Here is a 16,740-nt window from a genome sequence, read left to right as displayed (position 1 = left end):
CCGGCGCCGGGTGGACACCTCCGCGAGGCCGGGTATAGCCTTCAAGGCTGCCCGGAGCCGGACTCCGCGGCACTCGTCCTCTCCGGCGCCCGACAGCGCCCTCCGCTCCTCGCCGCGAAAGCACTCCTGTGTCCGCACCCTCCTCCCCGTCCGCACAGTCGTCCCCGACCGTCCAGCGCCCCAGCACGCTGAAGGTGCTGCTGCGCCTGCTGCCGTTCGTCGGCGACACCCTGCCGCGCCTCAGCCTCGGCATCGTGGTCGCCCTCGTGGCGAGCCTCGTCTCGCTGGCGATCCCGATCGTCCTCCAGCGCCTCGTCGACGGGCCGCTCACCGAGGGAGCGAGCTCCGGTGACCTCGGACCGCTGATCGGACCCGTGCTGCTGGTCCTCGGGCTCGGCGTGCTCGAGGCCGTCGCGATCGCCCTGCGCCGCAGGATGGTGCTGACGCCCAGCACGCGGGTCGAGGCCCGGATGCGCACCGCGCTCTACCAGCGCCTGCAGGACCTGCCCGTCTCGTTCCACGACCGCTGGCAGAGCGGGCAGCTGCTGTCCCGCGCCGTGAGCGACCTCAGCCTGATCCGCCGCTGGATCGCCTTCGGCTTCGTGCTGCTCGTCGTGAACGCTCTGACGATCGTCGTCGGCTTCGGCGTGCTCGTGTACTGGAACCCGATCCTCGGCGTGCTCTTCATCGTCTGCTCGATCCCCGTCTGGATCTACGGCTTCCTGTTCGAGAAGCGCTACTCGAGCATCGCCCGTCGCAGTCAGGACCAGGCGGGGGATCTCGCGACGACCGTCGAGCAGTCGGTGCACGGCATCCGCGTGCTGAAGGCGTTCGGCCGCGGCAAGCACGCCCTCGAGGGCTTCGCCGGCCAGGCGGAGCTGCTGCGCGGCACCGAGATCGCGAAGGCCAAGGCCATCGCGGGGATCTGGCTGATCCTCCTCCTGGTCCCCGACGTCGCGTTCGCGCTGTGCCTGCTCGGCGGAGTGTGGCTCGCGGCCGACGGGCAGCTGAGCGTCGGCGAGCTGTTCGCCTTCTTCGCCACCGCCACGGTGCTGCGCTGGCCGGTGGAGTCGATCGGCTTCCTCCTGTCGATGACCTTCGACACGCGCACCGCCGTCGACCGCTACTTCGAGGTGATGGACAGCCGCAACACGATCACCGACCCGGAGTCGCCCGAGACGATCGCCCGGCCGCGCGGCCGGGTCGTGTTCCGGAACGTCCACTTCCGCTACCAGGACGCGCCCGACGGCACCGTCGACCTCCTCGACGGCGTCGACCTCGAGGTCGAGCCGGGCGAGACGATGGCGCTGGTCGGAGTGACGGGATCGGGCAAGACGACGCTGACCGCGCTCCTTCCCCGCCTCTACGACGTGACCGCCGGCTCGATCGAGATCGACGGCGTCGACGTGCGGCGCCTGCGCCGCGAGGAGCTCCGCTCCCACGTGGGCATGGCCTTCGAGGACGCCACCCTCTTCTCGACGTCGGTGCGCGAGAACGTGCTCCTCGGGCGGCCCGAGGCGAGCGAGGAGGAGCTGCTCGAGGCGCTCGGGATCGCCCAGGCCGACTTCGTGCACTCCCTCCCCGACGGCCTCGACACCACGGTCGGCGAGGAGGGGATGAGCCTCTCGGGCGGCCAGCGTCAGCGGCTGGCCCTCGCCCGGGCGATCGCCGCGCGGCCGACGGTGCTGGTGCTCGACGACCCGCTGTCGGCGCTCGACGTCGACACCGAGGCCCGGGTCGAGGCGGGCCTGCGCCGCGTCCTCGGCGACACGACCGCGCTGATCGTCGCCCATCGTCCGTCCACGGTCGCGCTCGCCGACCGCGTCGCGCTCCTCGAGGAGGGGCGCGTCACCGCAGTCGGCACCCACAGCGAGCTGCTGGCCACGAGCCCCCACTACCGCTTCGTCGTCTCGAGCCTCGAGGAGGACGAGCAGTCCAGGGCCCCCGGCGCCGAGCGCGTCGGCTCCCGGCCCGCCCCGATCGATCAGGAGACGACCTCATGAGCACGCTCGGCTCCCTCGAGGAGCGCGACGACCTCACGCGCGCGGAGTCCGCGGCGATGCGCCGCCGCTCGCTGCGACTCCTCGGATCGCTGCTGCGTCCGCTGCGGGTGCGCCTGATCCTGACGGCGGTGGTGGTCGTGGTCTCCACGGCGGCGCAGGTCGCAGGGCCGGCGCTGATCGCGGCCGGCATCGACAACGGCCTGCCCGCGGTCCTCGACGGCGACGCGACCCCGCTGCTGCTGGCGGTCGGCGCGTACATCCTGACCGGGCTCACCGGCGCCCTCCTGGTCGCCTGGTACACGGTGCTGTCGGCGCGGGTGAGCCAGGCGATCCTCCTGGACCTCCGCAAGCGGGTCTTCCTGCACACGCAGAGGCTCAGCCTCGAGTTCCACGAGAACTACACCTCGGGGCGCATCATCTCGCGGCAGACGAGCGACCTCGACTCGATCCGCGAGCTGCTCGACTCGGGCATCAACCAGCTCGTGCAGGGCGCGCTCTACATGGGCTTCGTGGCCATCGCGCTCGTGTCGCTCGATCCGCCGAGCGGTCTCGTGCTCGCCTGCGCTCTCGTGCCGCTCGCGATCCTGACCCGCTGGTTCCAGAAGCGGTCGCAGGCGCTGTTCCGCGGCACGCGGGTCGCGTCGTCGCGGTTGATCGTGCAGTTCGTCGAGACGATGACCGGCATCCGCGCCGTGCAGGCCTTCCGCACGGAGAAGCGCAACGAGTCGGTCTTCGGAGACCTGGTCGAGCGCTACCGCGTCACCTACAAACGCGTGTTCGCCCTCTTCGGGACCTTCGATCCCGGTCTCGTGCTGATCGGGAACGTGACCGTCGCGGTCGTCCTGCTGCTGGGCGGCATCCGCGTTCTCGACGGCGGGCTCGAGATCGGGGCCCTGCTGGCGGTCCTGCTCTACACGCGCCGCTTCTTCGATCCGATGGAGGAGATGGCGATGTTCTACAACTCCTACCAATCGGCCGCCGCGGCGCTCGAGAAGATCTCGGGCGTCCTGGCGGAGGAGCCGAGCGTGCCGGACCCCGCGCGCCCGATCGACCTCTACGAGGCGCGCGGACGCATCGGGTTCGAGGGCGTCCGCTTCGCGTACACGGCGGATCGCGAGATCCTGCCGCGTTTCGACCTGGACATCCCCGCGGGGCAGACGATCGCCCTCGTCGGATCGACCGGGGCGGGGAAGTCGACGCTGGCGAAGCTGCTCTCGCGCTTCTACGACCCGACCGACGGAGTGGTGACGCTCGACGGCGTCGATCTGCGACAGCTGCACCCGAAGGACCTCCGTCGGGCGATCGTGATGGTGACGCAGGAGGCGTACCTCTTCTCGGGGTCCGTCGCCGACAACATCGCGATCGGCCGGCCCTCGGCCACGTACGACCAGATCGTGGGCGCCGCGAAGGCGGTCGGGGCGCACGAGTTCATCGTGTCGCTGCCGGACGGCTACGACACCGACGTGAACAAGCGCGGCGGCCGCGTCTCGGCCGGGCAGCGCCAGCTGATCTCGTTCGCGCGCGCGTTCCTCGCGGATCCGGCGGTGCTCATCCTGGACGAGGCGACGTCCTCGCTCGACATCCCCAGCGAGCGGCTCGTGCAGCAGGGTCTGCAGACGCTGCTCGCCGACCGGACCGCCGTGATCATCGCGCACCGGCTGTCGACGGTCGCGATCGCCGACCGCGTGCTGGTGATGGAGCACGGGCGGATCGTCGAGGACGGGACTCCTGCCGACCTCATCGCGGGGGAGGGCCGCTTCGCCGTGCTGCACGCGGCCTGGCGGGACTCGCTGGTCTAGGGGCCGGCGGGCTCGTCGGTCCAGGCGCCCGCGTGCGGACCGCTCCAGCGGGCGGTCCGCACGTCGACGCGGTAGCCGGTCGGCGTCTCGACCAGGGGGGTGCCCTCCCGCTCGTACTCCACCCGGGCGCGGTCCTCGTGGCCGATCGGAGGGGCTCCGCCGGAGCGGACGACTCGCCACCACGCGGTGTCGGAGCCGTAGCGGGCCATCACGGTGCCGACCGCGCGGGCGGCGCGCGTCCCGAGGACCGCGGCGACGTCTCCGTAGGCCATGACGCGGCCGGGCGGGATCGACTCGACGACGGTCAGAACGGCCGTGACGAAGTCGGGCGCGCCCTCGGGCTCGGAGTCGATCCGCTCGGACGTCCCGTCGCGAGGATCCCGAGGGGTCAGAGCGTCAGAGCCCCGATGTTCTCGCCGTACGGGGTCTCGCCGACGACCTCGAAGCCGACCCAGCGGAAGAACTGGTCGGGACCGTCCTCGCCGGACTCCCAGATGACGGTGAGGGTGTCGAAGCCCCGGCTGCGCGCCTCGTCGGCGGCCGCGCGGACGGCGAAGGTGCCGACTCCGCGGCCCTGCTTCGCCGCGTCGATGTTGATGCGCCAGATGCAGCTGCGGAACTCCTCCGCGGCGTTCTCGTCGAAGTGCGCGTGGATGAATCCGACGAGCTCGTCCCCGTCGAGGATCGCGCGCTGCCAGGCGGCGCCGGGATCGATCACGGCTGCCGCCGCGGAGTACGAGACCGGCGCGACGAACTGCTCCTGGCCGGGTTTGAGGCTCAGGCCGTTGACGGCGGAGATGTTCGAGGCCGACAGCTCTTCCAGACGCAGTGCACTCATGCGGTCAATCTAGCGGGCCGGTCGGCGGGCAGCATCCTCCGGGCGGACGAGGTGTCGTCAGGCGACCCGGCCGCTCCCGGGAACTCTCTCGACGTCGAGACAGTTGGCCCCTCGGGTAAGCTGGCTGAGGCCGTGTGACGCGGCCGAGAGCCGCCCGTCCCGCGCAGAGGCGGGGCGCTTCACGAGACCATGGGAGAGCAATGTCCAAGATCAAGGTTGAGGGAACCGTCGTCGAGCTCGACGGCGACGAGATGACGCGGATCATCTGGCAGAAGATCAAGGACACCCTCATCCACCCGTACCTCGACGTGGACCTCGAGTACTACGACCTCGGCATGGAGCACCGCGACGCGACCGACGACCAGGTCACGATCGACGCGGCGCACGCCATCCAGAAGCACGGTGTCGGCGTCAAGTGCGCGACCATCACGCCCGACGAGGCGCGGGTCGAGGAGTTCGGCCTGAAGAAGATGTGGAAGTCGCCCAACGGCACCATCCGCAACATCCTCGGCGGCGTGATCTTCCGCGAGCCGATCATCATCTCGAACATCCCGCGCCTGGTGCCGGGCTGGAACAAGCCGATCATCATCGGCCGCCACGCTTTCGGCGACCAGTACCGCGCCACCGACTTCGTCTTCAAGGGGAAGGGCACGCTCACCGTCGAGTTCACCCCCGAGGACGGCTCCGAGCCGATGAAGTTCGAGGTCTACAAGGCCCCCGACGACGGCATCGCGCAGGTCCAGTACAACCAGGACGCGTCGATCCGCGACTTCGCGCGCTCGTCGCTGAACTACGGCCTGACCCGCAACTACCCGGTCTACCTCTCGACGAAGAACACGATCCTGAAGGCCTACGACGGCCGCTTCAAGGACATCTTCGAGGAGATCTTCCAGACCGAGTTCAAGGAGCGCTTCGACGCCGCCGGCCTCACCTACGAACACCGCCTCATCGACGACATGGTCGCCTCGGCCATGAAGTGGGAGGGCGGCTACGTCTGGGCCTGCAAGAACTACGACGGCGACGTGCAGTCCGACACCGTGGCGCAGGGCTTCGGCTCGCTGGGCCTGATGACCTCCGTGCTCTCGACGCCCGACGGCAGCGTCGTCGAGGCCGAGGCGGCGCACGGCACGGTCACGCGCCACTACCGCCAGCACCAGGCGGGCAAGCCCACCTCGACGAACCCGATCGCCTCGATCTACGCCTGGACGCGCGGTCTCGCGCACCGCGGCAAGCTCGACGGCAACCAGGAGCTCATCGACTTCTCGCTGGCCCTCGAGGACGTCGTCATCAAGACGGTCGAGTCCGGCAAGATGACGAAGGACCTCGCGCTGCTCGTCGGCCCCGACCAGGGCTGGCAGACGACCGAGGAGTTCCTCGCGACGCTCGACGAGAACCTCAAGGCCCGCATGTCGGCCTGACCTCCGGCTCGCAGAGCACGCATCGGCCCGCAGGATCCTCGGATCCCGCGGGCCGACCGCGTTCCCGGGGTCCGGACGTGCTCAGAGCACGCGGGCGAGCCGATCCAGGGCCGCCATCGCATCCGGCCCCGAGGGCATGAGCACGACGCTCGCGGCGCCGGCGTCGTGGAGCTGCGCGATCCGCGCACGGGCGGACGACGGAGTGCCGACGACGGCCAGCTGATCGACCCACTCGTCGGGCAGGTCGCGCACGAAGGCCGCCCGATCGATGCTCCGCTCCCGCAGGGCGCGGAACTCCGCGGCGAAGGGCAGCGGGTCGATGTGCGGCGCCCAGTCCGGCTCGCCGATCCACTCCAGCCCCGGGCGGACGAGGTCGCGCGCCGCCGAGGCGTCGTCGTCGACGGCGGCCACGTTGTAGGCGACCACGCGGCCCGTCGTGCCGAGGTGCCCGCGGGCGGCGGCGAGGTACTCCGGGGTCACCGGCTCGGCGAGCACCACGCCGTCGGCGATGCGGCCCGCGAGCTCGAGCGAGCGGGGGCCGCGGACGCGGCGAGCAGTGGCGGGAGGACCGCCGGCGGGGTCTCGAGGCGGAGCGAGTCGACCGCGACGTAGCGGCCGTCGCGCGTCGTCTCCTCGCCCGAGAGCAGCGAGCGGACGGCGTCGAACTGCTCCTCGAGGAGCGTGAGCGGGCTGGCCGGCCAGATGCGCAGTCCGCGCATCCAGTGCGGCATGCCGTGCCCGATGCCGGCGTGGACGCGGCCGGGGAAGAGCTCGGCGAGCGTGCCGAGCTCCATCGCGGTGAAGGCGGCGGTGCGGGCCGCTGCGGGCAGGATGCCGATGCCCACGACGATCCGCTCGGTCGCGGCGAGGACGGCCGCGGCCTGGGCGATGCCGCCGCGGAAGCCGAGGTCCTCCACGACCCAGAGTTCGTCGAAGCCCGCGGCCTCGGCGCGGCGGGCATAGGGGAGGACCTGCGAGGCGGGGAGGTCGCGGGGGAGCAGGAGTCCGACGGCGGCGTCGGGAGTCGTGGCACGCATGGTGCCAGCGTACGGCGGTGCCGCCGCACGTGACGGCGGGGCGGCCGCTCGCGCAGGCCGCCCCGCCGGAGGGTCCGAGCTACTCCGAGTGCGCCTCGCTCAGCTGCACCTGCTCGGGGTGCGAGGTCGAGACGACCTCGATCTTGCGGGAGCGCGCCTTCTCGGACACCGGGATCGTGACCGACAGCACGCCGTTGTCGTACGACGCCGAGATGCGCTCGGTGTCGACGCCCTGGCCCAAGCTCAGCTGGCGCACGAAGGTGGCCGACTGGCGCTCCCGGGTGATCCAGGTGACTCCGTCGCCGCTCGCGACGGTGCGCTGCGCGCGGATCGTGAGCAGCTGCCCGTCGACGTCCACATCGACGGAACCGGGGTCTATGCCCGGCAGATCGGCGGTGAGCACGTAGTGGTCACCGTCCCGGTACAGGTCGATCGGCATGCGGCGGGGGCCCTGGCCCGAGCCGAAGAGGGCGGAGGCGAAGCGGTCGAGCTCGCGGACGGGGTCGTAGGTGACGGCCATGGGAATCACTCCATTCGGTCTGGCAACGGATGAATCTCGAGTTGAGTCGGCTCGACTCAACTGCCTCGAATTTAGCACTCGACCCCGGAGAGTGCCAACGGAAAGCGTCACCCTTCCGGGTACTTCGTTACCTGTTCGTAACAGAGCCCGGCAATCGAGTTCGTAGGGTCGTTTCTATGCGGGAACCGATCCGGTTCCCAGCGACTGCGAGTAGAGGACTTCGTTTGCCGATCCAGCCCTTCCACCCACCGAGAGTCCGACGCGCGGAGAGGCGGATCCTCGCGGGTCTCGCCGTCCTCGGCGTCGCCGCCTCCGCCGCCTTCGCCGCCACGGGCGCCAGCGCCGCCCCCGTGATCGGGAGCGCCTCGCTCGTCGGCGGCCTCTCGTCGCTGCAGAGCTTCGACGACGGCGACTACGTCGTCACCCTCGTCGAGCCGTCTGCCGCGACGTACGAGGGCACCGACGCCCGCTTCGCCCGCACCGCCCCGGACGCCGGTGCGCAGCTGCAGGCCCGCTCCGCTCCGGTGGAGGACTACGCCGAGCACCTGGAGAAGCGCCAGGACGCCGTCGCCGCCGCCGTCGACGCGCGGATCGGCTACCACTACACGGTGGCCCTCAACGGCTTCTCGGCCACCCTCACCGCCGCGCAGGCGAGCGTGCTCGCGAACCGCAAGGACGTCGCTCAGGTGCGCGAGATCGAGGACCTCACCCTCGACCGTGCCCCCGGAGCCGCGCAGACCGCTCCGCTGGTCATGGCGGAGCCGGGCGAGGGGACTCCCGTGCTCGACACCGGGCAGCAGCGCTCGACCGACTTCCTCGGCCTCGAGGGCGAGGACGGCGTCTGGAACGCGGTCGGCGGCGTCGACGCCGCGGGCGCGGGCATCGTCGTCGGTGTCATCGACTCCGGCATCGCGCCCGAGAACCCCTCGTTCGACGGACCGCCCCTGGCCACGTCGCCCGGAGCGGCGCCGTACACCGACGGCGAGACGATCACCTACCGCAAGTCCGACGGCGGCGAGTTCGTCGGAGCGTGCGAGACCGGCTCCGACTCCTCCCAGCAGTGGGACGGCGACGAGTGCAGCCAGAAGCTGATCGGTGCGCGCTGGTTCCTCGGCGAGTCCGAGAAGGTCGGCTCGGACGACAACCCCGAGTTCCTCTCCCCCCGCGACGCCGACGGGCACGGCTCGCACACCGCGAGCACCGCCGCCGGCAACGCGGACGTCGAGGCGAGCGTCGACGGCTACGACTACGGCACCATCTCGGGTGTCGCCCCGGCGGCGAAGGTCGCGGCCTACAAGGTCTGCTGGAACGGCGACGTCGAGGGCACGGATGACGACGACTTCTGCTCCGGCCCCGGCATCCTCGGTGCGATCGAAGCGGCCGTGAAGGACGGCGTCGACGTGATCAACTTCTCGATCGGCGGCGGCTCCGCGACCTCCACGCTCACCCTCTACGACGAGGCGTTCCTGAACGCCGCGGCGGCGGGCGTCTTCGTGGCGGCCTCGGCGGGCAACTCCGGCCCCGGCGACTCGACCCTCGACCACGCCTCGCCGTGGTACACCACGGTCGCCGCCTCCTCGATCCCCTCCTACACCGCGACCGCCACCCTGGGTGACGGCCAGGCGTTCGTGGGCGGCTCCATCTCGGTCCACGAGGACCTGGAGGCTCCGCTGGTGAACAGCGCCGCAGTCGTGCGCTCCGGCACCGAGACGCCCGAGATCTGCGCGCCCGGCACGCTGGACCCGGAGAAGGTGGAGGGCACCGTCGTGGCCTGCACCGCGGGCACCACCGCCCGCGTCTCGAAGTCGGCCGAGGTCGAGCGGGCCGGCGGCGTCGGCATGCTGCTGCTGAACCCGACCCCCAACGCGCTCCACGTCGACGACCACTCGGTCCCGACCATCCAGATCGACTCCCAGGCCTACGAGGCGATCACCGAGTACGCCTCCACCGACGGCGCCACCGTCGAGCTCAGCGAGGGCAACCTCACGGGCGCCGAGATCCCCGTCCCGCAGGTCGCGGGCTTCTCGTCGCGCGGTCCGGCCGAGGCCGACGGCAGCGACGTGCTCAAGCCCGACCTCACGGCTCCCGGAGTCGCGATCCTCGCCGACTCCTTCAACGAGGAGGGCGACGACCCCGCCTTCGCGTTCGAGTCGGGGACCTCGATGTCCTCGCCGCACGTGGCAGGACTGGCCGCGCTGATCCTCGGCGTCTCTCCGACCGCCTCCCCGTCGGCCGTGAAGTCGGCCATGATGACGACCGCGTACGACAGCGTCGACCAGGCGGGGAACCCCTCCACCGACGTCTTCGCGCAGGGCGCCGGGCACGTCGACCCGACCGCGTTCCTCGACCCGGGACTGCTCTACGAGAGCGGCCCGACCGACTGGATCGCGTTCCTCAAGGGCGCGGGCTACGTGTTCGACCCCGACTTCGCGGTCGACGCCATCGACCCGTCCGACCTCAACCAGCCCTCGATCGCCATCGGCTCGCTCGCGGGCACGCAGACGGTCACCCGCACGGTCACCTCGACCGGTCCCGGCGCCTACACCGCCTCGATCGACATGCCCGGCATCGACGCCGTCGTCTCGCCTCAGACGCTGTCCTTCGGGGCGGCGGGAGAGAGCGCCGAGTACACGGTGACCTTCACGACCGAGGACGCCGAGCTCGCCGACTTCGCGACGGGCTACCTGACGTGGACGAGCGCCGAGCACGAGGTGCGCAGCCCCGTGGCCGTGCGCCCGGTACTGCTCGACGCGCCCTTCGAGGTCTCCGGCTCCGGTTCGACCGGATCCACGACCGCCACGATCACGCCCGGCATCGACGGTGCGCTGCCGCTCTCCCCGACCGGTCTGGCCCGCGGAGTGCTGGCCGAGGACGAGTCGGCCGAGGACGGGCACTCGGGCGTCCTGCCCGCGGGTGAGACGTTCGTGACGAGCATCGAGGTGCCCGAGGGCGCGACCTTCGCGCGCTTCGACCTCGACGCGATCGACGACACGTCCGACCTGGACCTGTACGTCGAGCTGCTCGACTCCGAGGGCGAGCCCGTGGGCGAGGCCGTCTCGGCCACGGCGTCGGCCGACGAGCGGGTCGACCTCGACTCGCCGGACGCGGGCACCTACCGGGTGACCGCCGACATCTACGCCGTCGGATCCGACGACACCGTCGCGTTCGACCTGCGCAGCTTCGTCGTCACCGAGGAGGGCGGCCTCGGCTCGCTCACCACCGAGCCCGAGACCGTGGACGCCGTGCTCGGCGAGCCCACGTCCTACTCGGTCTCCTGGTCGGATCTGGCGGGCCCCGCGCAGTACCTCGGGCGCATCGCCTACGCGGAGTCGGGACTCGCGACGCTCGTGAGCGTCGACGTGACCGAGGACGTCTCGCCCGGACCGCAGCCGACGGCGACGCCGACGGCTGAGCCGACCGCGACTCCGACCGCCGAGCCGACCGCGACCCCTGCGCCCACCGGTGCGCCGGAGCCCACGGCGACTCCGACCGCCGGTCCGACCGCGGGCCCCGTGCCGACGTCGGCGCCGACCTCCGGACCGGGCCTGCCCGGCACCGGTGGACCGGGTCACCTGCCCTCGACGGGGTTCCAGGGAGGGCTCCTCGGAGCCGCCGCGCTGGCGCTGATCGGCGCCGGAGCGGTCATCACGGGAGTCCGACGCCGCGCCGTGGCGCTGCGTGAGGAGACCGCGGCGGAGTAGTCGCTCCGCTCGACACGACGGCCGTCCTGCTCGCTCCTCCGGGAGCGGCGGGGCGGCCGTCCGTCGTCGGCGGCGCGGCTAGGAGATCGAGCGGCGCCCCGCGATGACGCCCGAGACGATCGCGACGACGCCGAACGCGATCGCGACGACCGGCTGCCCGAGATCGAGCCAGGCGAGCGCCGCGGCTCCGAAGACGAGGAGCTCGATCAGGGAGCGGCCGTAGACGTCGATCGCGAGGACGGCGCGCGGCGAGAGGAAGAGGGCCCAGACGAGAGCGGCGAGAACGGGAGCGCCGATGCCGACGACGACGTTCAGCGGCACATCGAAGCTGCTGAAGCCCCAGAGGCCGAAGGTGATCAGGGCGAACAGCTCGAGCACGAAGCGCACGACGGCGTTCGGGCCGATCCGGGGGTCGCGGTCCGCTGCGGTCGCTCTCGCTGAATTCACGCGGACCATGCTAACGGGCCCGCCTCGGCGGAGTTCGAGAGTCTCTTGCCCTCTCGGAAAGTCTCTGTAAGACTTTCCACCATGGAAAACGATGACATCCTCCGCGAGCTGTCCGCTGACCGCGCCCGTCTGGCCGACCGTGTCCGCACCCCCTGGTGGCTCGGCATCGGCTTCGGCGTGGTCGCCGCACTCTTCGTGGTGCGCCCCGCCGCCGGCGAGGACCTGCCCGGCGGGATCCTGCCCGCGCTCGCCCTCGGTGCCGTGCTGCTCTGGGCCTACCGTCGCGCGACCGGTGTCGCGCTCGGACGCCTCGGCGCGATGCCGTGGCTGCTCACCGGGGCGGCGCTCGTCCTGGTGCTTGCGCTCTACAGCGTCGCCCTCGGGTTCGCCTCGTTCGATCTGCGCGGCTGGGTGGCCCTGCCGACGGCGGTGGCGTTCGCGGTCGGAGTCGGCGCCACCTTCGCCTTCACCGCCGCGGCTCGCGAGCGGATGCGGCGTGTTCGCTGAGGCGCGGTTCGACGAGGTCATCCACGCACCGCTCCGGCTGCGCATCTGCGGCCTGCTGCGCGCTGGCGACGGGGTCGACTTCGGCGTCCTGCGCGACACTCTCGGAGTGAGCGACGCGACGCTCTCGAAGCACCTGAAAGTCCTCGCCGACGCCGGCTTCACCAGCAGCGTCAAGAGCTCGTCCTCCGCCCGGAGCGACTCGCGGCGCGTGACGTGGGTGTCGCTGACCCGGGCCGGAGCCGCCGCGTTCGACTCGCACGTCCGCGCTCTCCGCGCCATCACCCTGGGGGAGTGACGCCGCCGTCGTCGCTCGAGCTTCCTCTATTCTCGTCACAAGAGTACTCTCGCGATCATGACACCTGCTCTCCCGCCCACGGCGTTCTGGATCCTGACCGTGCTGTCGCGGGGGAGGAGGCACGGCTACGCGATCCTGGCCGAGGCCCGCGAGCTCTCCTCCGGAGAGGCGGTGCTGAAGGTTCCGACGCTCTACTCCGCGCTCGAGCGTCTCGCGGCCGACGGGCTCGTGGCGGTCGACGGCGAGGAGGTGTCGGACGGACGGCTGCGGCGGTTCTTCCGGCTGACCGGCGCCGGAGCCGCGGCCCTCGCTGCGGAACTCGGCCGCCTCGAGACGATGGTCGAGCAGGCGCGGGCGGGCCTGTCCGAGCGGCCCGAGGGAGTGACGGCATGAGCGCCGAGCGGAGCTACCGCCGCCTCCTCCGCTGGTACCCGGAGGACTGGCGGCGCGAGCACGGCGACGTCGTGCTCGGGATGCTCCTCGACGACGCGGAGGCCCACGGCCGCGAGCACCCCGCTCGTGGTGAGGCTCTGCACCTCGTGATCGACGGCATCGCGCACCACTCCTGGCGTCGGAGCGACCGTCGGAGGACGACGGCCGCTGCACTCGTCGTCGCGGCGGTGCTCGCCCTCCTCTACGCGGTCACGGTCTCGTGGAGCGGAGGCCCCCTCTCCGAGGGCTTCCTCGGACCCTTCTCGAATCCGACGGTCCTCGTCGCGGCGGGTCTCGCGGTCGCCGCCGGTCTGGCCCTGGCGGGGCGGACGGCGCCGGCTCGACTCCTGGCGCTCGCCTGCGTCCTCGGCCTCGTGGTCCTCGTCGCGGCGGCGACGACGAACGGCTGGATGGGGCCCGGTGCACCGGTCCTCGCCGTCCTCGGTCCCCCGCACTGTGCGGGGCGTTCCCGTCCCGCGGCATCGCCGGGGTGGCGCGGGACGCGATCGCGGCCCTCGTCCTCGCGACAGCCTTGGTCGTCGCAGGGATCGCGGCGAGCTACTCCGTCGTCGTCGTCGCGATGGTCGCCCCGGAGCTCGTGCTCTCCTTCGTCGCCCCGGACCAGCGGGACGTCGAGCTCGCGGTCCTGGCCGTCCTCGCGATCCCGCTGGCGCTCGCCGCTAGGCTGCCGCTGAGCCGGGCCGCGCCCGCCGAACCGGCGGCGGCCGGAGGCTCGGCTACTTGAAGATGATCGTGCGCGCCCCGTCGAGCAGCACGCGGTCCTCCGCGAACCACTTCACCGCCTGGGTGAGGGTGCGGCTCTCCTCGTCCTGACCGATCGCGACGAGCTGCGCGGGGGAGTGCGAGTGGTCGACGCGCACCACGTTCTGCTCGATGATCGGTCCCTCGTCGAGGTCGCTCGTGACGAAGTGGGCCGTCGCGCCGATCAGCTTCACGCCGCGTGCGTGCGCCTGCTTGTAGGGGTTCGCGCCCTTGAAGCCGGGCAGGAAAGAGTGGTGGATGTTGATGGCGCGGCCGGCGAGACGGGCGCAGAGCTCGGGGGAGAGGATCTGCATGTAGCGCGCGAGCACGACGAGCTCGATGTCGTGCTGCTCGACGACCTCGACGACCCGCTCCTCGAACGCCCGCTTCGACTCCGGCGACACGACCGCGCGCGACTCGAACGGCACTCCGTAGAACTCGGCCAGGTCGCGCAGCGCCCCGTGGTTCGAGAGGATCAGCGGCACGTCCACCGCGAGCTGCCCGGCGCGCTGGCGGAACAGCAGGTCGTTGACGCAGTGCGCCGCCGTCGAGGCCAGCACCAGGGTCCGGAGGGGCCGCCCGACGACGTCCAGCCGCCAGGTCATCCCGTAGTGCTCGGTGATGGGCTGGAGCGCCCGTTCGAACTCCTCGCGGGTCACCGGCGACTCGACCTGCAGGCGCATGAAGAAGCGACCGGTGTCGGCGCTGGAGAACTGCTGGCTCTCGGTGATGTTGCCGCGCGCGTGCACGACCGCGCCCGAGACGGCGTGGACGATGCCGGGCAGGTCCGGGCACGCGAAGGTGAGGGTCCAGTGGTTGCCGGGACCTCGATCGCCGGCCTCGCCGAACTCGGTGCCGGCGGGCACGGGCAGGTCGGAGGCGGGCGCGGCGGGGTCGGACTGCATCCGCCCAGGATAACGGCCAGGAGCCGCCCGTCCTGGACCCCTCCCCGGGCCAGCGGGTAGGCTGGCAGCGGTCGTCGGCACTCCCCGCGGCCCCGGGCGCGCACGACGGCGCGCAGCCGATCCCCCGCCCTCGGGCCGCCACCGCCTCGAGCGGGGCCGCCGCCGCGGCAGGACTCGCCTCTCGGAGCACTCCGATGTCCTCACCCGTCCTCCCCGTCCGCACCGCGCCCCCGACCGCTCGCGACCGCTTCCCCTGGCCGCCGCTCCTCGTCCTCTCGAGCGTGATCTTCCTCTCCGTCACCGCCGAGATGATGCCCACCGGGCTGCTCCCGGAGCTCGGTGCGTCCTTCGGCGTCTCCCCGGCGCAGGCGGGTCTCCTCGTCACCGTCTTCGCGTTCACCGTGGTGCTCTCGAGCACTCCGCTGGCGCTGCTCACCCGTCGGGTGCCCAGGCGGACCCTCCTGATCGCGGTCCTCGTCGTGCTGACCCTGGGCACGGTGGCCACGGCGCTCGCGCCCAGCTACCCCCTCCTCATCGCCGCCCGGATCGTCGGCGGCGCGGGGCACGGGCTCTTCTGGGCGGTCGTCGGCGCCTACTCCGCCCGCCTCGTCCGCCCGCGCGACCTCGGCCGGGCGGTGGCGGTGACCTTCGCGGGCGGCACGCTCGCCTTCGTCCTCGGCGTCCCGCTGGGCACGGCGCTCGGGCAGCTCGTCGGCTGGCGGGTGTCGTTCCTGATCGTGGCCGGGCTGATGGCCCTGGGGGTCCTGCTGGTCCTCCGCGTGCTCCCGGGCGTCGAGACTCCCGTCCCGACCACCACCACGGGATCGATCCAGGCGCTGCGGCCCGGCCGGGGCGTCGGCTCGGTCGCCGTGCTGTGCGTCGCGGTCGCCGTGGCGATGACCGGCCACTACGCCTTCACCACCTATCTCGTCCCCTTCGCGACCGAGCGGATGGAGGCGCCCGCCGGGGCGGTGTCGCCGCTGCTGTTCGTCTACGGAGCCGCCGGAGCGGTCGGACTCGTCATCGCCGGCACGCGAGCGGTCACCCGCCGCCCGGTCGCCGCCCTCCTGCTCGCGCTGGGCGTCGTCCTCGTGTCGTCCGTCGTGCTCAACCTCGCGCCGGTGCAGCCGCTGCTCGCCCTGCCCGCGTTCACGGTGTGGGGAGTGGCGTTCGGGGTGCTGCCCTCGCTGCTGCAGACACGGCTGCTGCAGGTGGCGGATCCGCTCATCCGCGACACCGCGACGGCGGTCTACACGGCATCGTTCACGCCGGCATCGGAGCGGGAGCGCTCGTCGGCTCGGTCGTCTACGGGGCGTTCGGCCTCGAGAGCACCGCCGTGGTCTACGCGGCGGGACTCGTGCTGGCCGTGGCCCTGCTGGCGGGCGCGTCCTGGAGGACGCGCACCCGCGTGGTCGCCTCGGCCCCGTAGCGGCCGTCCGCGGAGGCGTACCGCACGCCGATGCGGTGCTCGCCGCCGGCGAGGTCGAGTGAGACCGTGAACCCCGGAGCCCGCGCCGGGACGCTCCGCCGGAGGACGCCGTCGACGAGCACGTCCACCTGTCCGGTCGCCGACAGCACGACGAGCGGGACGCCGTCGCCGGCGCTCGCCGTCGGTGGAGCGAGCGGTCGGGGAGCCTGCAGCCGGACGGTCAGCGGGGTGCTGCGCCCGCCGGAGACGGCGACGATCGTCGTGGCGCCCGGAGGGAGGGGCAGCGGCTCGATCGACCAGGCGCCGTCGGCGTCGGCGCGGGTCGAGGCGCGGGCCGCACCCGTGGTCGCGTCCTCGACGGTCACGACCGCCTCCGGAGCGGCAGTGCCGTGCGCGTCGGGGAGGAGCCTCCCCGAGGGGTCGGCGGTCAGGGCGAGGGTCGGAGGAGTGTCCGTCGGCGGTGCGGTCGGCGGCGGACCCGTCGGAGCGGGGGTCGGCGCCGACGGTGTCGGTGTCGGTGTCGGTGCGGGGGTCGGGGTCGCTGGGATCGATGCCGTCGGTATCGGGCGCGGCGGCTCCGTCGTCGTCGGGACGGGGGACGGGACAGCTGTCGCGGGTGCCGTCGGGACGGGGGCCGGCACCACGGC

At 72.2% G+C, this 16,740-nt stretch carries 14 protein-coding genes and 1 pseudogene; 9 read left to right on the top strand and 6 right to left on the bottom strand.

The window, feature by feature from the left end; translation table 11 throughout:
- Window positions 1-128 precede the first annotated feature (128 nt).
- Together B0T42_RS11500 and B0T42_RS11495 are read left to right on the top strand one after the other, a co-directional pair.
- Window positions 129-2,003, top strand: coding sequence for an ABC transporter ATP-binding protein (locus B0T42_RS11500; RefSeq protein WP_077223270.1), 1,875 nt, complete (start codon window positions 129-131; stop codon window positions 2,001-2,003).
- Window positions 2,000-3,802: an ABC transporter ATP-binding protein gene (locus tag B0T42_RS11495; protein ID WP_077223269.1), complete on the top strand. Its 1,803-nt coding sequence runs from the start codon at window positions 2,000-2,002 to the stop codon at window positions 3,800-3,802. Before B0T42_RS11500 ends, B0T42_RS11495 begins: the two co-directional genes overlap by 4 nt.
- On the opposite strand, the gene B0T42_RS11490 is transcribed toward B0T42_RS11495, so the two are convergent.
- Both B0T42_RS11490 and B0T42_RS11485 read right to left on the bottom strand, forming a co-directional pair.
- The gene (locus tag B0T42_RS11490; protein ID WP_094742747.1) at window positions 3,799-4,155 is read right to left on the bottom strand and encodes an MGMT family protein; all 357 of its coding nucleotides are present in this window, start codon (window positions 4,153-4,155) and stop codon (window positions 3,799-3,801) included. The two genes, B0T42_RS11495 and B0T42_RS11490, sit on opposite strands and share 4 nt — an antisense overlap.
- Window positions 4,156-4,190: 35 nt before the next feature.
- Complete coding sequence (locus B0T42_RS11485; protein WP_077223267.1) at window positions 4,191-4,640, bottom strand: GNAT family N-acetyltransferase; 450 nt, start codon at window positions 4,638-4,640, stop codon at window positions 4,191-4,193.
- Window positions 4,641-4,840: 200 nt separating this feature from the next.
- On the opposite strand from B0T42_RS11485, the gene B0T42_RS11480 reads away from it, so the two are divergent.
- Entirely contained in the window at window positions 4,841-6,058 is a 1,218-nt protein-coding gene (locus B0T42_RS11480) for an NADP-dependent isocitrate dehydrogenase (protein WP_077223266.1), read from the top strand.
- A gap of 81 nt (window positions 6,059-6,139) precedes the next feature.
- On the opposite strand, the pseudogene B0T42_RS11475 reads toward B0T42_RS11480, so the two are convergent.
- Together B0T42_RS11475 and B0T42_RS11470 are read right to left on the bottom strand one after the other, a co-directional pair.
- Window positions 6,140-7,095: pseudogene (locus B0T42_RS11475) on the bottom strand (LLM class flavin-dependent oxidoreductase).
- A 79-nt stretch (window positions 7,096-7,174) separates the two neighbouring features.
- Entirely contained in the window at window positions 7,175-7,615 is a 441-nt protein-coding gene (locus B0T42_RS11470; RefSeq protein WP_056866559.1) for an Hsp20/alpha crystallin family protein, read from the bottom strand.
- 224 nt (window positions 7,616-7,839) lie between these two features.
- Between B0T42_RS11470 and B0T42_RS11465 the strand changes: the two genes are divergently transcribed.
- Window positions 7,840-11,316, top strand: coding sequence for a S8 family serine peptidase (locus tag B0T42_RS11465; RefSeq protein ID WP_094742746.1), 3,477 nt, complete (start codon window positions 7,840-7,842; stop codon window positions 11,314-11,316).
- Between the two features lie 78 nt (window positions 11,317-11,394).
- Here the strand turns inward: B0T42_RS11465 and B0T42_RS11460 are convergent, their stop codons facing one another.
- Window positions 11,395-11,763, bottom strand: coding sequence for a YrdB family protein (locus tag B0T42_RS11460; RefSeq protein WP_236720245.1), 369 nt, complete (start codon window positions 11,761-11,763; stop codon window positions 11,395-11,397).
- Between the two features lie 81 nt (window positions 11,764-11,844).
- On the opposite strand from B0T42_RS11460, the gene B0T42_RS21335 reads away from it, so the two are divergent.
- From B0T42_RS21335 to B0T42_RS19540, 4 genes are all read left to right on the top strand, one after another.
- On the top strand, window positions 11,845-12,270 hold the full coding sequence (locus tag B0T42_RS21335) for a hypothetical protein (protein ID WP_236720244.1): 426 nt from the start codon (window positions 11,845-11,847) through the stop codon (window positions 12,268-12,270).
- Window positions 12,260-12,565 carry a transcriptional regulator gene (locus B0T42_RS21330; RefSeq protein WP_236720243.1) on the top strand — a complete coding sequence of 102 codons (306 nt, stop codon included), beginning with the start codon at window positions 12,260-12,262 and terminating at the stop codon, window positions 12,563-12,565. Before B0T42_RS21335 ends, B0T42_RS21330 begins: the two co-directional genes overlap by 11 nt.
- Window positions 12,566-12,622: 57 nt before the next feature.
- Complete coding sequence (locus B0T42_RS11450) at window positions 12,623-12,958, top strand: PadR family transcriptional regulator (RefSeq protein ID WP_077223262.1); 336 nt, start codon at window positions 12,623-12,625, stop codon at window positions 12,956-12,958.
- A gap of 529 nt (window positions 12,959-13,487) precedes the next feature.
- Window positions 13,488-13,742 (top strand): hypothetical protein, encoded by a 255-nt coding sequence (locus B0T42_RS19540; RefSeq protein ID WP_139344492.1) that lies wholly within the window; start codon window positions 13,488-13,490, stop codon window positions 13,740-13,742.
- Here B0T42_RS19540 and purU read toward each other — a convergent pair.
- Window positions 13,735-14,664, bottom strand: coding sequence for a formyltetrahydrofolate deformylase (gene purU / locus B0T42_RS11440; protein WP_077223260.1), 930 nt, complete (start codon window positions 14,662-14,664; stop codon window positions 13,735-13,737). The genes B0T42_RS19540 and purU overlap by 8 nt on opposite strands.
- 194 nt (window positions 14,665-14,858) lie before the next feature.
- On the opposite strand from purU, the gene B0T42_RS11435 reads away from it, so the two are divergent.
- Window positions 14,859-16,163 (top strand): MFS transporter, encoded by a 1,305-nt coding sequence (locus B0T42_RS11435; protein ID WP_139344491.1) that lies wholly within the window; start codon window positions 14,859-14,861, stop codon window positions 16,161-16,163.
- The last annotated feature ends 577 nt before the right edge of the window (window positions 16,164-16,740 follow it).

It is taken from the genome of Rathayibacter rhapontici, assembly GCF_001995175.1.
In the GTDB taxonomy this organism is placed as follows: Bacteria; Actinomycetota; Actinomycetes; order Actinomycetales; family Microbacteriaceae; genus Rathayibacter.
This window is presented reverse-complemented; position numbering and strand designations above follow the sequence as displayed.

What these genes read in the sequence shown, in the direction of transcription:
- B0T42_RS11495 (WP_077223269.1), top strand. Translation starts at nt 2,000, where the DNA reads ATGAGCACGCTCGGCTCCCTCGAGGAGCGCGACGACCTCACGCGCGCG.
- B0T42_RS11485 (WP_077223267.1), bottom strand. Translation starts at nt 4,640, where the DNA reads ATGAGTGCACTGCGTCTGGAAGAGCTGTCGGCCTCGAACATCTCCGCC.
- B0T42_RS11480 (WP_077223266.1), top strand. Translation starts at nt 4,841, where the DNA reads ATGTCCAAGATCAAGGTTGAGGGAACCGTCGTCGAGCTCGACGGCGAC.
- B0T42_RS11470 (WP_056866559.1), bottom strand. Translation starts at nt 7,615, where the DNA reads ATGGCCGTCACCTACGACCCCGTCCGCGAGCTCGACCGCTTCGCCTCC.
- B0T42_RS21335 (WP_236720244.1), top strand. Translation starts at nt 11,845, where the DNA reads ATGGAAAACGATGACATCCTCCGCGAGCTGTCCGCTGACCGCGCCCGT.
- B0T42_RS11450 (WP_077223262.1), top strand. Translation starts at nt 12,623, where the DNA reads ATGACACCTGCTCTCCCGCCCACGGCGTTCTGGATCCTGACCGTGCTG.
- purU (WP_077223260.1), bottom strand. Translation starts at nt 14,664, where the DNA reads ATGCAGTCCGACCCCGCCGCGCCCGCCTCCGACCTGCCCGTGCCCGCC.
- B0T42_RS11435 (WP_139344491.1), top strand. Translation starts at nt 14,859, where the DNA reads ATGTCCTCACCCGTCCTCCCCGTCCGCACCGCGCCCCCGACCGCTCGC.